A 13,577-nucleotide genomic window follows, 5' to 3' on the forward strand; every position below is an offset into this window, starting at 1 on the left:
GCCCGGCCCTCGAACACGAGGAAACCGGGCGCAGAACACGACGAGCCGGGCCCTGAACGCGAGACGCCAGGCGCAGAACGCGGCAAGCCCGGTCCCGAACACGAGGAAGCCGGGCCGCCGAAGCGACCCGGCCCTACCCCTCGTGGAACCGCCCCCGCCGTGCTCCCCACCGTCGCCGGTGATCACCACCGCCGGTCCCACCCGTGATCCCCACCGTGATCCCACCGCGGTCACCGCCCCGACACGGGCCCGCGTCCCCCTCGCCACGACACGGCTCCCCGATCACCGGCACTCCCCGAACGCCCGGTCATCCCGCTTGTGGCACCCCTAAAGACGCGCACGGTCGATTCGGGTTGCCCCGGAATCCGGAACATCCCGAACAAGTGAAAAACCGACCCGAACGAGCGAGGACCAGTGCTGGGAGGCCCGTCGAGCCCCTCAGAGCTTCACGAGCGGCACCCCGCCGATCAGCATCAGCCGGACCGTCCCGGACCCGCCGAAGTCGATCGTGGCGGTGGCGCGCGGCCCGGAGCCGTCCACGGCCACCACGCGCCCCAGCCCGTACTTGTCGTGGGTGACCCGGTCGCCCACGTCCAGCTTGATCGCGGGCGTGTCCTTCCACTGCGAGTTCGACGGCGACGGCCGCGACGAGGTCGACGAGCGGCCCCACGACGTGGGCGCGGACGGCGCCGAGCGCTTCGGCTCCAGCCGCCGCCACTCGACCAGGTCGGCCGGGATCTCGTCCAGGAACCGCGACGCCGGGTTCGCCGCCGGCTGCCCCCACGCCGAGCGCACCAGCGCCCGCGACAGGTACAGCCGCTGCCGGGCCCGCGTGATGCCCACGTACGCCAGCCGGCGCTCCTCGGACAGCTCCGCCGGGTCGCCCAGCGCCCGCATGTGCGGGAAGACGCCGTCCTCCCAGCCCGTGCAGAACACCACCGGGTACTCCAGGCCCTTCGCGGTGTGCAGGGTCATCAGCGTGACCACGCCGTCGGACTCCGCGTCCGGCACCGAGTCCGCGTCGGCGACCAGCGACACCCGCTCCAGGAACGCCGCCAGCGAGCCCTCCGCGGGCAGCCCCTCGTCCTCCTCCGGCACGGGCACCGCCGCGCCCAGGTCGGTGAACTCGCGGGCCACCGTGACCAGCTCGTTCAGGTTCTCCACCCGCGAGTGGTCCTGGGGGTCGTCGCTGGCCTCCAGCTCGGCCCGGTAGGCGGTCTTCTCCAGCACCGCCTCCAGCACGTCCGCCACGTCGTCGCCGCGCTCGACCAGCTGCCCCAGCTCGTCCATCAGCTCGACGAACCCGGCGATCGCGTTGCGCGACCGCGGGTTGAGCAGCGGCACCTTGCCCGCCACCGCGTCGCGCAGCGCCACCGCGAAGCCGACCCGCTCCCGCTCGGCGTGGGCGGCCACGCACGCCTCCGCGCGGTCGCCGATGCCGCGCTTGGGCACGTTGAGGATGCGCCGCAGCGAGACCGTGTCGTCGGGGTTGGCCAGCGCCCGCAGGTACGCCAGCGCGTCCCGCACCTCGCGCCGCTCGTAGAACCGCACGCCGCCGACGACCCGGTAGGGCAGGCCGAGGCGGATGAAGATCTCCTCGAACACGCGCGACTGGTTGTTGGTCCGGTAGAACACGGCGATCTCGCCGTTGTTCGCCTCGCCGGAGTCGACCAGCCGGTCGATCTCGTTGGCGACGAACTGCGCCTCGTCGTGCTCGTTGTCCGCGACGTAGCCGACGATCTTCTCGCCGTCGCCCAGGTCGCTCCACAGCCGCTTGTCGCGCCGGTCCGGGTTGCGCGAGATGACCGCGTTCGCGGCGCTCAGGATGGTCTGCGTGGACCGGTAGTTCTGCTCCAGCAGGATCGTGGTGGCCTGCGGGTAGTCCCGCTCGAACTCCACGATGTTGCGGATGGTCGCGCCGCGGAAGGCGTAGATCGACTGGTCGGCGTCGCCGACCACGCACAGCTCGCCGGCCGGGACGCCGTCCGCGCCGGTGCCGACCAGTTCCCGGACCAGCGTGTACTGGGCGTGGTTGGTGTCCTGGTACTCGTCGACCAGCACGTGCCGGAACCGGCGGTGGTAGTGCTCGGCCACGTCCGGGTGGTCCTGGAGCAGCTCGACCGTCCTCATGATGAGGTCGTCGAAGTCCAGCGAGTTCGACTCGACGAGCCTGCGCTGGTAGCTCTCGTAGACCTCGGCGACGCGGCGCTCCAGGTCGTTGGCCGCCCGGTCCTTCGCGGTCGCGGCGTCCACCAGCTCGTTCTTCAGGTTCGAGATGTGGACGGCCAGCGTGCGGGCCGGGTAGCGCTTGGGGTCGAGGTCCAGGTCGCGGGCCACCAGCGTGATGAGCCGGCGCGTGTCGTCCGAGTCGTAGATCGAGAAGTTGGACGACATGCCGAGGGTCTTGGCCTCGCGGCGCATGAGCCGCACGCACATCGAGTGGAACGTGGACACCCACATCGAGCGGGCGCGCGGGCCCACCAGGTCGGCCACGCGCTCCTTCATCTCGGCGGCGGCCTTGTTGGTGAACGTGATCGCCATGACCTCGCCGGGGTGCACCCCCCGCTCGGCGAGGAGGTGGGCGATGCGGCGGGTGAGCACGCGGGTCTTGCCGGACCCCGCACCGGCGACGACCAGCAGCGGCGCACCCGCGTGCTCGACGGCCCGGCGCTGTGACGGGTTGAGGTCGTCGAGCAGCCGCGCGGTCCGGGGGGCGGGGGGACTTGAGGGCAAGTCGAACAAGGCGCTCATCGCCTGTCCACGTTACCCGCTGCCCCCGACAGCCCGGGAGCTGTGGCATGATGTGGTCGTGCTCGCGGCGAACTTCCACTTTTTCTACGGGAACCGGACTCCGGCTCCCGTGGACCGCTAGCGCGACCAAGCCACCACGAAGCCCCGGAGTCCTCGGACCCGGGGCTTCGTCGCTGCCGGGGCCGGAACTCCACAGACCACCCCGAGAGGTCTTCACGATGAACAGCACCGAGACCGACCAGGACATCGACGCGCTGCGCCAGGAGATCGACCACCTGGACGCCGAGCTGCTGCGGCTGGTCAAGCGGCGCGTCGAGGTCTCCAAGATCATCGGCGCGGCGCGGATGGCCGCCGGCGGCACGAAGATCGTGCACAACCGCGAGCTGGACGTGCTCAACCGCTACCGCGAGCTGGGCCCGGAGGGCCGGGACCTGGCCCTGATCCTGCTCAAGCTCGGTCGCGGCGCGCTGGGTCGCTAGTCGCGAACGCCCAGGCGGTGAGCGCGGACCTGGCGCGCGCCAGGTCCGCGTCCACCAGCTGGGTGTCGTCGGGCACGTAGGCGAGCGGGTCCTCCAGCAGCTCCAGCCCGAGCAGGCCCTCCACCAGGGCGTGCAGGCACAGGGCCGAGTAGCCGCGCAGGTAGCCGCCCTCCTGCGTGAGCACGGTCGGCAGGCCGAGCCCCGACACCGCGCCGCCGATCCACCGGTAGCCGCCGGCGGTCAGGTTGTGCCTGCCGTTCGGGTCGAACGCCGAGCCGTCGAAGCCGGAGGCGCACACCAGGAAGTCCGCGCCGAACTCGGCCAGGGCCGGGAGCGCGACCTCCTCCAGCGCCCGCCGGTAGGCGAGGTCGCCCGCGCCGAGGGACAGCTCGACGTTGACGTTGGCCCGGTCGCCCTCGTCGGGCGCGCCGGTCTGCCGGTGGTTGGCGCCCCACGGGCCGTGGCGCATGTGCACGGACACGGTGAGCACGTCCGGGTCGGCGCGGAATATCTCCTGGGTGCCGTTGCCGTGGTGCACGTCCCAGTCCAGGACGGCGACCCGCCGGCCCGCGCGCCGGGCGGTCTCGGCGACCAGCGCGGCGTTGTTGACCAGGCAGTACCCGTCCGGCAGGTCCGGCTGGGCGTGGTGGCCGGGCGGGCGGACCAGGGCGTAGGCCAGGCGGGTGCGGCCGGCGGCGACCGCCTCCCAGGCCGCCAGGGCGGTGCCCGCGGCGGCGCGGATCGCGTCCCACGAGCCGGGGCCCACGACCGTGTTGACCTCGACTTCGGTGCGCTCCCGGCACGCCTCGCGCAGGCGGGCCAGGTAGCCGGGGGTGTGGACGCGGGTCAGCTCCTCGTCGTCCGCGAACCGGCCGGCCGACCAGGTCAGGTGCGGCGCGACCGGGCCGTGCCGCAGGGCGTGCCGGAACGTGCGCAGCCGGGCCGCGTTCTCCGGGTGCGGTTCGGCGACGTCGAGCCAGTCCCACCGGCCGGGCAGCTCCCACAGCCCCGTGCCGGTGTCGTGCTCCAGGCAGGCGTCGTGCCAGAAGACCTCCACCAGGGGTGGATATCAGGGCGATCACCCATGGTCCAGCGGGTTTGGGCCTGGGCACACTGTTGCCATGGTCATCGGTCTCATCACGAGCCTGATCGCGATCGTGGGTGTGCTGGCCACGCTGGCGCACGACGGCTACCTCGCGATGCTCGGCTCGGCTGCCAAGTCCAAGCGCGCCGCGGGCGCGCCCATCGCCCAGTACGTGCGCGGCCGGTGGACCCTCGCCGGGGTGACGACGATCATCGCGCTCGTGGGCCTGCTGATCACGTCGGGCGGCGCGCTGTCCGGCGACATCATCGGCGCGCTGATCGCGGGTGGCGCCGGCCTGGCCGCGACCAGCTCGCTCCAGGGCACGCGCAAGCGGCTGGACAGCGGCAGCTGAAGATTCACTCTTCCGAGTGCTGCTTGTCCTCGTGAGGCTGATTTGAGCGGTCCACCGTGGACCCTGCGCCTACTCTGAGGTAGCCGCGGGGCCCCTCGACCACCCACCCCCACCCCGCGCCACTTGAAGCAAACAGGTGCGGAGTCGCGAGGGCCGTGAGGGCGGGGTGGAGGGGTCCACACGCATGCAGATCGGAGAACCGGAGCGCTCGGAAGGGCATCGGCGGGAGTGCGGGGCGGCGACCCGGCTGCCCGGGGGTGGCGAGCCAGACCGCTCGCCGGCGTCGTCGGCGCCGCGGCCGTTGTTGCCGCCGCCGCTGCCGTCGCAGCCGCTACCGCAACAGTCGCGCTCGCTACCGCCACCGGCTCGGTCACAGCCACCGCCGCAACCGCAGCCACGACCACAGCCGCCGTCCTCGCAGCCGCCGCCACGACCGTCGTGGCCACCGCCACCACCGGCGCAGCCGTCGCAGGCGCGATCACTGCCGCCCGAGCAGCCGCCGCCCGCGCACCAACCGCCGCCACCACCGGCGCAGCCACCGCGGCCACAGCCGCTGTCGCCCCAACCGTCGTCACCCCAACCGTCGTCGCACCAGCCGCTGCCGCCACCGGCGGTCCCCGCGCAGCGCGCGCGCAGTTCGCCGCCGCTCGTGCGGCACCCCTCGCCGCCACCCGCGCCGCGAGCGCTCGACCCGTTCGCGGACAGCGACGCGGTGGGGTTGCGCAAGTTCAACATCGGCCTGGTACCCGCCTCGGCGACGCCGCCCGGGACGTGGAAGCGGGCCGCCTGGTTCGCGGTCCTCTCCTCGGCGGGCGTGCTGGTCGGACTGGCCCTGGCGGCGTCCAAGCTGGTCGGCGCGGGCTACCCGGCGGAGCGCGTCGGGCTGCCGGGCTACCCGACCGGCGTGCCGCTGCTGCCCGGGTCCACCACCGCGACCACCCCGCAGCCGGGCACCCCCGCGCCGGACGAGCCCGCGCCGAACACCGGTGCACCGGACGCCGAGTCGCCCGATCGCGTGAACGAGCCGGAGGAGCTGCGGGCGCCCGGGGAGGAGCGCAGGGCCGCCGGCGGCAACTCGCCCGAGGAGCCGGCCGGTCCCGCCACCCCCGGTCCCGCCACCCCCGGTTCGACCGCGCCGACCGGGTCGCCCGAGGTCGTCACCGTCCCGCACGGCGACGAGCCGCCGCTGGTGGACGGGGTGGCGATCGCCGCGCGCACGGAGAAGTTCTACGAGGAGGCGGTGCGCGACAGCAGCGCCGCGATGGCGATGGTCGCGGACTCCTTCCGACCCGAGGCCGAGGAGCTGGTGGCGCGGCAGTTCGCGGACGTGTCGCGGATCGAGGTGACCGCCATCCGGGTGGACGAGACGAAGGGCGCCACGTTCAGCACGTTGCAGGTGACGCGGAAGGACGGGGCCACGGTCACCGAGGAGCGGCAGCTGGAGTTCACCACCACGGGCGAACCGCTGATCCATGCCGAACGGCCCGCGGCAGCCGTCGAGCAGTCGTCCTCGGACGCGGAGCAGCACGTCATTCCGTAGTCGTTCACCCGATCGCCTGGCGTGGTTGACCACTGGTCGCCACGAAAGGGTGAACTCCTGCCTGGAGCTGGCTTTCCGCTGGTCGGAGACGGTACGAGTGCTGGCGACGAGACAGCGAGGGAGTCGCCAGTGCAGCGCCCTACGACGAGCGGCCACCGGCACGACCGCGCGGGCTCGGTGAGCGTGGCCGAGTTGATCAGGCAGCAGCCGACCCCGTTGCGCCTCCGGTCCCGGGAGCGGACCGCCGCGCACCAGTTGGTGCGCGACCTGCTCGCGGAGCAGGCGCCGACGCCACCGGAGCGGCGGCCGCCCAGGCGGGCGGCGAAGCTCGCGGGCGTGACCACCGGGGTGGTGGTGCTGCTGGCGACCGTGGTGGCGGCGTCGGTCCTGGCGGGCCGGCGCGACGCCGGTCCCCCGCCGCCGTCGGTGGAGGCGCCGCCGCGGCTCGACGGGGTGTCGGCGCTGCGCCCGGACCTGCTGTCCGCCGAACTGGGCGGCGAGCCGGGCGCCCAGCCGGGCGGCGGCCTGGTCGACCCGCCCGCGGTGGAGCAGGCGATCGCGCCGCCCGCCGCCGACGTGCGGGTCGGCGACGGCGTGGTGGTGCCCGTCGAGCCCCGCCACGGGCCGAGGCCGCGGGTGGACGTGGTGCGGCGGTTCTACGAGCTGCTGCCCTCCAGGCCCGCCGAGGCCGCGCGGCTGCTGTCACCGGAGCCCGCGGGCGAGGAGGCCCGGGAGTTCGCGGCGGCGTGGGGCCGGGTGCAGGCGATCACCATCGAGTCGACCACGCTCCAGGCGGGCGGCGCGGTGCTCGCGGTGGTGTCGATGCAGGAGCGCACCGGCGGGTGGATGCGGGTCGAGCAGCTGTTCCGGCTGTCCGACACGACCGTCCCGCGCATCGTCGGCACGGAGGTGCTGTCCGCCCAGCGGAGCTGACGATGCGTAACCTTGCGCGTCTTTCCCCTGACAGAGCGTCGATGTCAACTGTGTTTCTGTGCCAAACTTCCCCCGAAGGGGTTACAAACTCGGTCACGATTCGGTATCCATGATCCCGGTCAGTAGCGCAACGCACTCCCCGGGAAAGGTGTCCACCGGTGTCGAACGACGACAAACGCCGTCGACGGGATGGCTCGACGGAGCAGCTGTCGGTCGCCGACCTGATCGCCCGGCGCGAAACGGAGACGCAGCCGATCCCGAGGATCACCGAGGTGGAGCCGGAGACGGTGCGGTTCAAGCCGACCACCAGCCTCTCCGGCCGGGAACTGCACATCACCGAGCTGCTGCGCCGCGAGGGGCGCGCCGGCGAGGAGGAGCGCGGCGGCGGGCTGCCCGTGCCGAAGCTCGTCGCGATGGCCGGTGGTGGCGTGGTGCTCGCCGGCGCGGTCGCGTTCACCGCGTCGAGCCTGGTGTCCTCCCCGGACGAGCGGCCGCTCGCCGAGGTGCGCTTCGACGCCCGGCAGGCCGCGCGGGCCACGAACACGCTGACCAAGGACCTCACCGCCGCGACCAAGCAGCAGGAGGTCAAGCAGGCGGAGGCGGAGACGACGACCGCCGCGCCGGAGCGGACCACCACGCAGCGCGCTCCGCGCGTCAACCAGCCGCAGCAGCGGCAGGCCCCCGCCCCGCAGGCCCCGAGCACCACCACGCAGGCCCCGGGCACCACGACGGACCAGACCACGACGACCGCGCCGAGCACGAGCACCACGACGCCGCCGCCCGGCAACACCAGCACCCCGCCCCCGCCGCCGCCGCCGTCGTCCTCGTCGACCGCGCCGTCTGTGCCGTCCTCGCCGTCCTCGCCGTCCTCCACGGACCCGAGCACGCCGCCACCCTCGTCGTCCGAGCAGCCCGCCCCGGGCCTCGGGATCGGCCTGGACCTCGGCGGGATCCTGGAGCCGATCGGCGGGTTCGACTTCTTCGCCCCGTCGAGCTGAACGCCCCGACCGGACGACACGCCCGGCCGGAGCGGAGGACTCGCGATGCCGGAGCGGAGGACACGCGGTGTCCGGGCGGAGGACACGCCGGGGGTTTGAGGGTGGTGCGGGCGCGCGGCCCGCTCGGGGTTGGGCCATTCGGCCGCAATACCCGCGATCTTCACTCGAACGGGTGCCGTTCCCGGCCGGTATCGGGTATCCCTTCCAGGTCACCCCTCGGCTCACGTGACCTGCACAACGGTGCCCGAGCGGCAGTGCGGGCCGGGGTAGGCTCTGCGGGCGAGCGGTGGCCTAGCCTGTTCCGCGCACCGACCCGCACGACGAGGAGCCCGAGCGTGAGACCAGCTGCCCTTGCCGCGGTCACGCAGCGCCCCAGCGAGGTGGCCCGGTGAGCAACGACGGTCGCGTCATCGCCGACCGCTACCGGTTCCTGGACCGGATCGGCAGCGGCGCGATGGGCGTCGTGTGGCGCGCCCAGGACGAGCGCCTGGGCCGCATCGTCGCCATCAAGCAGCTGCTGCTCCAGCCCAGCCTGGACGAGCGCGAGCAGGACGAGGCGATCCAGCGCGCCATGCGCGAGGGTCGCATCGCCGCCAAGCTGCACCACCCGAACGCCATCGCGGTCTACGACGTGGTGGAGGAGAACGGCGCTCCGTGCCTGGTCATGGAGTACCTGCCGTCCTACAGCCTGGCCGACACGATGGCCGAGCACGGCCCGCTCGACCCGGTGGAGGTGGCGCAGATCGGCGCGCAGGCCGCCGCCGCGCTGGCCGCCGCCCACACCGCCGGGATCGTGCACCGGGACGTCAAGCCCGGCAACGTGCTGCTCGCCGACAACGGCCTGGTCAAGATCACCGACTTCGGCATCTCGCGCGCCAGCGACGACGTCACGGTCACCAAGACCGGGCTGATCGCGGGCACGCCCGCCTACCTGGCGCCGGAGATCGCCCGCGGCCAGGACCCGACACCCGCCTCGGACGTGTTCTCGCTCGGCTCGACGCTGTACGCGGCGGCCGAGGGCGAACCGCCGTTCGGGCTGTCGGAGAACACGCTGGGCGTGCTGCACGCGGTCGCCGCCGGCCGGATCAACCCGCCGACGCTCGACCACCCGCTGACCGACGTGCTGCTCCGCCTGCTGAACTACGACCCGGCCGACCGGCCGACCATGGCCCAGGCCCGGGACCTGCTCAACGCGGTGGCGCAGGGCCGGAACCCCAGCCTCACCGGCATGCCGGCGAGCACCGCGACCGCCATCGCGCCGGTCGTCGGCGCGGGCGCCACGACCGTGGTGGACCCCGACCGCACCCGCGTGGTGCGGCCCGGACCCCGCACGGTCGGACCGCGTCCCGCGGGACCGCGCACGGGCTCCATGCCCGCGGTCGCGCCCGCGCCCGACCGGAGCGGCACCAAGCCGCTGGTGATCACCGCCGTGGTCCTGGGCGTGATCCTGCTGCTCGGCGTGCTGCTGGTGGCGCTGGACGTGTTCGACAACCGGAACCCGTCGGCGCCGGCCACGGACCCGAGCAGCTCGTCGAAGCCCGCGCCGACCACGACGACCACCCCGCCCCAGGTGACCACCACCGTCCAGACGGAGACGGTCACCGTCGAGGTGACGACCACCGAGCCGGAGCCCGAGCCCACCACCACGACCGAGCCGCCGGAACCCACCACCACGACCACGCGGCCGGCGCCCTCGACGACGACGCCGACCACGACGACGGCACCACCGACCACAACAGCAACGAGCACCCCTCCACAGGAGGGGCAGTGAACCTCGTAAGGTGGGCGTTGAACCCGATCGGGTGATGCAACGTCTTTGTCCTAGTGGCGTCCTGCACTTCGCCACTGAAAATCCCTAGCAGCTAACTGGGAGCACGCCGTGACCGACGATGGCCGCCTGGTCGCCGGCCGCTACCGCCTCGGCCGGCGGATCGGCAGCGGAGCGATGGGCATCGTCTGGCAGGCGCACGACGAGCGCCTGCACCGGACGGTCGCCGTGAAGCAGCTGCTGCTTCAGCCCGGCCTCGCCGAGGCCGACACCGACGAGGCGAAGCGCCGGGCGATGCGGGAGGGCCGGATCGCGGCCCGCCTCCAGCACCCGCACGCGATCGCGGTGTACGACGTGGCGGAGGACGACGGCCAGCCCTGGCTGGTGATGGAGTACCTGCCGTCCAAGAGCCTGTCCACGGTGCTCTCGGAGCGCGGCACGCTGCCGCCCCGCGACGTCGCCTCGGTCGGCTCGCAGGTGGCCTCGGCGCTGGCCGCCGCCCACAACGCGGGCATCGTGCACCGCGACATCAAGCCGGGCAACATCCTGCTCGGCAACGACGGCACGGTGAAGATCACCGACTTCGGCATCTCCCGGGCCACCGGCGACGTCACGGTCACCGCGACCGGGATGCTCGCGGGCACGCCCGCCTACCTGGCGCCCGAGGTGGCCAAGGGCTACGACCCGGGCCCGCCGTCGGACGTGTTCTCGCTGGGCTCGACGCTGTACGCGGCGGTCGAGGGCGCGCCGCCGTTCGGCCTCAACGAGAACACCATCGCGCTGCTGCACCAGGTCGCGTCGGGCAAGGTGGTGCCGCCGAAGCAGGCGGGTCCGCTGACCGCGCTGCTGATGCGCCTGCTGCGCGCCGAGCCGGAGGACCGGCCGACCATGGCGGAGGCGCGCGAGGCGCTGGCCGCGGTGGCCGCGGGCCGGGCCGCGCCGGACTTCCCGGTGCCGATGCCGCAGACGCACCCGCCGTCGTGGCAGGGCGCGCCGGTGCAGGTGCCCGCGCAGACCAGGGCGATGCCCCCGGTCGCCCCGAAGAACCAGCAGGCGCACAACCAGGCGGGGCACAACCAGCAGGCCCACCACCCGGCGACGCGCGTGGCCCCGGTGCCGCCGCAGCAGCACCCGGCCGCCGCCCAGGACCGGCCCCGCAGACCGGTGGGCTCGTCCCGCCCCGGCGGGTCGGGCCAGCCGAGGAGCAAGCGGTCGACCGTGCTCACGGCGCTGGCGATCGCGGGCGCGGCCGTGGTGGGCATCATGCTCGCCAGCGTGTTCTCCAACCAGGAGGACCCGAACGACCGGGCCTCGGACGTCACCGCCACCACCACGGCGCAGGCCGCGGGCGGCGAGCCGTCGACGTCGCAGACGAAGAAGTCGGCCGGGCCGCCCGCCACCTACACCTCCTCGCCGACGCGCCAGCAGCAGGAGCAGGCCGTCCGCGACTACTACGCGCTCGTGCCGGGCAACCTGGAGGACGGCTGGGCGCGCCTGGCCCCGTCCATGCAGGGCGCCCAGGGCGGGTTCGACAGCTACAAGAGCTGGTGGGACCAGGTCGAGTCGGTCGAGCTCGACGAGATCGAGTACAACGAGGACTTCGCCTACGTGATCGAGGTCACCTTCCGCATGAAGGACGGCACGACCAGCGAGGAGAAGAAGCTCATCGTGCTCCAGTGGGCGCAGCAGAGCCTCTACATCTCCAACGAGCAGAACCTGGGCAAGCCCTAGCCCGTCAGCGGTTCGCGGCGTCCCGCAGCGCGGCCAGCAGGCCGGCCGCCGCGGGGCCGCCGGTCCCGTCCTCGCGCACCGCGGCGCCGATGGTCCTGGTCGGCTCCGGGTGGCGCAGCTTGCGCACGACCACGCCGGGGTGCACCACGTCCAGGCTGAGCTTGGGCACGATGGTGACGCCGAGCCCGGCGGCGACGAACCCCTGCGCGGTCGGGTGGTCGTCGGCCTCGACGACGGCGTTCGGCGCGAACCCGGCCGCCGCGCAGGCGTCGAGCACGACGTCCCGGCACGCGCCGGGCGCGACCACCGCGTCCACCCACGGCTGCCCGGCCAGGTCGGCGAGGTCCAGCACGCGCTTGCGGGCCAGTTCGTGGCCGCGCGGCAGCACCGCCACGTAAGGGTCGTCGAGCAGGTGCACGACGCGCACGCCGCGCGGTGGCGGGGTGTCCCGCGCGCGAACGACGATGGCCACGTCGGCGCGGCCCGCCTGGAGCTCGACCATCGGATCGTCGGGCTCGGTGAGCTTGAGGTCGAGCCGCACGTCGGCGTGCCGCTCGCGGAACGCGGCCACGGCGGGCGGCACGAGCGCCGCGCCCGCGGTGGCGAAGTAGCGCACGCGCAGCCGCCCGGTGCGGCCCGCGCGCAGGTCGGCCAGCGCCGCCTCGGCCTCGGCCAGCCGGTCGGTGATGCGGGCGGCGTGCTCGGTGAGCAGCCTGCCCGCGGCGGTGGGCCGGACGCCGCGGCCGACGCGGTCGAGCAGCGGCAGGCCCGCCTGCTTCTCCAGGGCCGCGACCTGCTGGCTCACCGCGGAGGGCGTGTAGCCCAGGTTGACCGCCGCGGCGGTGATGGAGCCGGTGGTCACCACGGCCCGGAGCACCTGCATGCGTCGCACGTCCAACATGGCCGGACCTTACAGCTCTGCTTAAAGGTCGTGCAGTTCTATTCACTTGTCCTGATACTTCGCCTGGCTCAGTGTATGCCCGTGAACAGTTCAGGCACGCTGGTCAGGATGGGTGTGCTCGCCCTGCTGTGGGGTTCGAGCTTCCTGTGGATCAAGATCGCGCTCACCGGCCTCTCCCCCGTGCAGATCGCCTTTGCGCGGAGCGCCCTGGGCGCGCTGGTGCTCGTGGTGGTGCTGCGGGTCAGCGGGCAGCGGCTGCCGCGCGACCGCCGCTCCTGGCGCCACCTGCTGGTCGCCGCCGTGTTCGGCAGCGCCGTGCCCTTCGCCCTGTTCGCGGTGGGCGAGCAGACCGTCGACTCCGGCGTCGCCGGTGTGCTCAACGCCACCACGCCCCTGTGGGCGCTGGGCCTGGGCCTGGCGCTGGGCACCGAGCGGCAGCGCAACCCGGCCCGGCTGGTCGGCCTGGCGCTCGGGTTCGCGGGCGTGCTGCTGATCTTCGCGCCGTGGGGGCGCGCCGGCCTGGCGAGCTGGGGCGCGCTGGCGTGCCTGCTCGCCGCCGCGTCCTACGCGGTCTGCTACACCTACATCGGCCGCACGGTCTCCGGGCGCGGCCTGACCCCCGTCCAGCTCTCCTCGACGCAGCTGGTCGGCGCGACGGGCCTGACCGCGCTCGCGGTGCCCGCGGGCGGCCTCCAACCGGTGCACCTGTCCTGGGGGCCGCTCGTGGCCGTGTCGGTCCTGGGCGTGCTCGGGACGGGCGTCGCGTTCGTGCTGAACTACCGGATCATCGAGGACGAGGGCCCGACCAACGCCACGACCGTCGGCTACCTGCTGCCCGTGGTCTCCGTCCTGCTCGGCGCGGCGTTCCTCGGCGAGGAGATCGGCGTCCGGGTGGTGATCGGCATGGCGGTGGTGCTCGCGGGCGTCGCGCTGACCCGCCGGCGGCCCGCTCCGGTCGTCCTGCCAGTGACCCGGGTCACCCTGACTACGCTCAAGTGACCTGCGATAACAATGGGTTACCCGTCGGTACAGTCCTGTTG

The 13,577-nt window shown here is 73.6% G+C and carries 11 protein-coding genes; 8 read left to right on the forward strand and 3 right to left on the reverse strand.

The window, feature by feature from the left end:
* Positions 1-438 precede the first annotated feature (438 nt).
* Positions 439-2,751, reverse strand: coding sequence for a DNA helicase PcrA (gene pcrA / locus ABD223_RS11360; protein WP_344036040.1), 2,313 nt, complete (start codon positions 2,749-2,751; stop codon positions 439-441).
* Between the two features lie 218 nt (positions 2,752-2,969).
* Here pcrA and ABD223_RS11365 point away from each other — a divergent pair, with 218 nt between their 5' ends.
* On the forward strand, positions 2,970-3,230 hold the full coding sequence (locus tag ABD223_RS11365) for a chorismate mutase (protein ID WP_344036041.1): 261 nt from the start codon (positions 2,970-2,972) through the stop codon (positions 3,228-3,230).
* Here ABD223_RS11365 and ABD223_RS11370 read toward each other — a convergent pair.
* A complete protein-coding gene (locus ABD223_RS11370) occupies positions 3,199-4,287 on the reverse strand; it encodes an arginase family protein (RefSeq protein WP_344036042.1) in 1,089 nt (362 codons plus the stop codon). The two genes, ABD223_RS11365 and ABD223_RS11370, sit on opposite strands and share 32 nt — an antisense overlap.
* 64 nt (positions 4,288-4,351) lie before the next feature.
* Here ABD223_RS11370 and ABD223_RS11375 point away from each other — a divergent pair, with 64 nt between their 5' ends.
* The 6 genes from ABD223_RS11375 to ABD223_RS11400 all read left to right on the forward strand — a co-directional run bounded on the left by ABD223_RS11375 (position 4,352) and on the right by ABD223_RS11400 (position 11,636).
* Positions 4,352-4,666: a hypothetical protein gene (locus ABD223_RS11375; RefSeq protein WP_344036043.1), complete on the forward strand. Its 315-nt coding sequence runs from the start codon at positions 4,352-4,354 to the stop codon at positions 4,664-4,666.
* A 649-nt stretch (positions 4,667-5,315) separates the two neighbouring features.
* Complete coding sequence (locus ABD223_RS11380; RefSeq protein ID WP_344036044.1) at positions 5,316-6,206, forward strand: hypothetical protein; 891 nt, start codon at positions 5,316-5,318, stop codon at positions 6,204-6,206.
* Between the two features lie 129 nt (positions 6,207-6,335).
* Positions 6,336-7,139 (forward strand): hypothetical protein, encoded by an 804-nt coding sequence (locus tag ABD223_RS11385; protein WP_344036045.1) that lies wholly within the window; start codon positions 6,336-6,338, stop codon positions 7,137-7,139.
* Between the two features lie 158 nt (positions 7,140-7,297).
* Positions 7,298-8,137 (forward strand): hypothetical protein, encoded by an 840-nt coding sequence (locus ABD223_RS11390; RefSeq protein WP_344036046.1) that lies wholly within the window; start codon positions 7,298-7,300, stop codon positions 8,135-8,137.
* Between the two features lie 388 nt (positions 8,138-8,525).
* Positions 8,526-9,908 carry a serine/threonine-protein kinase gene (locus ABD223_RS11395; RefSeq protein ID WP_344036047.1) on the forward strand — a complete coding sequence of 461 codons (1,383 nt, stop codon included), beginning with the start codon at positions 8,526-8,528 and terminating at the stop codon, positions 9,906-9,908.
* Between the two features lie 108 nt (positions 9,909-10,016).
* The gene (locus tag ABD223_RS11400; RefSeq protein ID WP_344036048.1) at positions 10,017-11,636 is read left to right on the forward strand and encodes a serine/threonine-protein kinase; all 1,620 of its coding nucleotides are present in this window, start codon (positions 10,017-10,019) and stop codon (positions 11,634-11,636) included.
* 4 nt (positions 11,637-11,640) lie between these two features.
* Here ABD223_RS11400 and ABD223_RS11405 read toward each other — a convergent pair whose 3' ends face one another.
* A complete protein-coding gene (locus tag ABD223_RS11405; RefSeq protein ID WP_344036049.1) occupies positions 11,641-12,537 on the reverse strand; it encodes a LysR family transcriptional regulator in 897 nt (298 codons plus the stop codon).
* Between the two features lie 75 nt (positions 12,538-12,612).
* Between ABD223_RS11405 and ABD223_RS11410 the strand changes: the two genes are divergently transcribed.
* Positions 12,613-13,536, forward strand: coding sequence for a DMT family transporter (locus ABD223_RS11410; RefSeq protein ID WP_344036050.1), 924 nt, complete (start codon positions 12,613-12,615; stop codon positions 13,534-13,536).
* Positions 13,537-13,577: the final 41 nt, after the last annotated feature.

Origin of the sequence: Saccharothrix xinjiangensis (assembly GCF_039527585.1) — a bacterium.
Classification (GTDB): Bacteria; Actinomycetota; Actinomycetes; order Mycobacteriales; family Pseudonocardiaceae; genus Actinosynnema; species Actinosynnema xinjiangensis.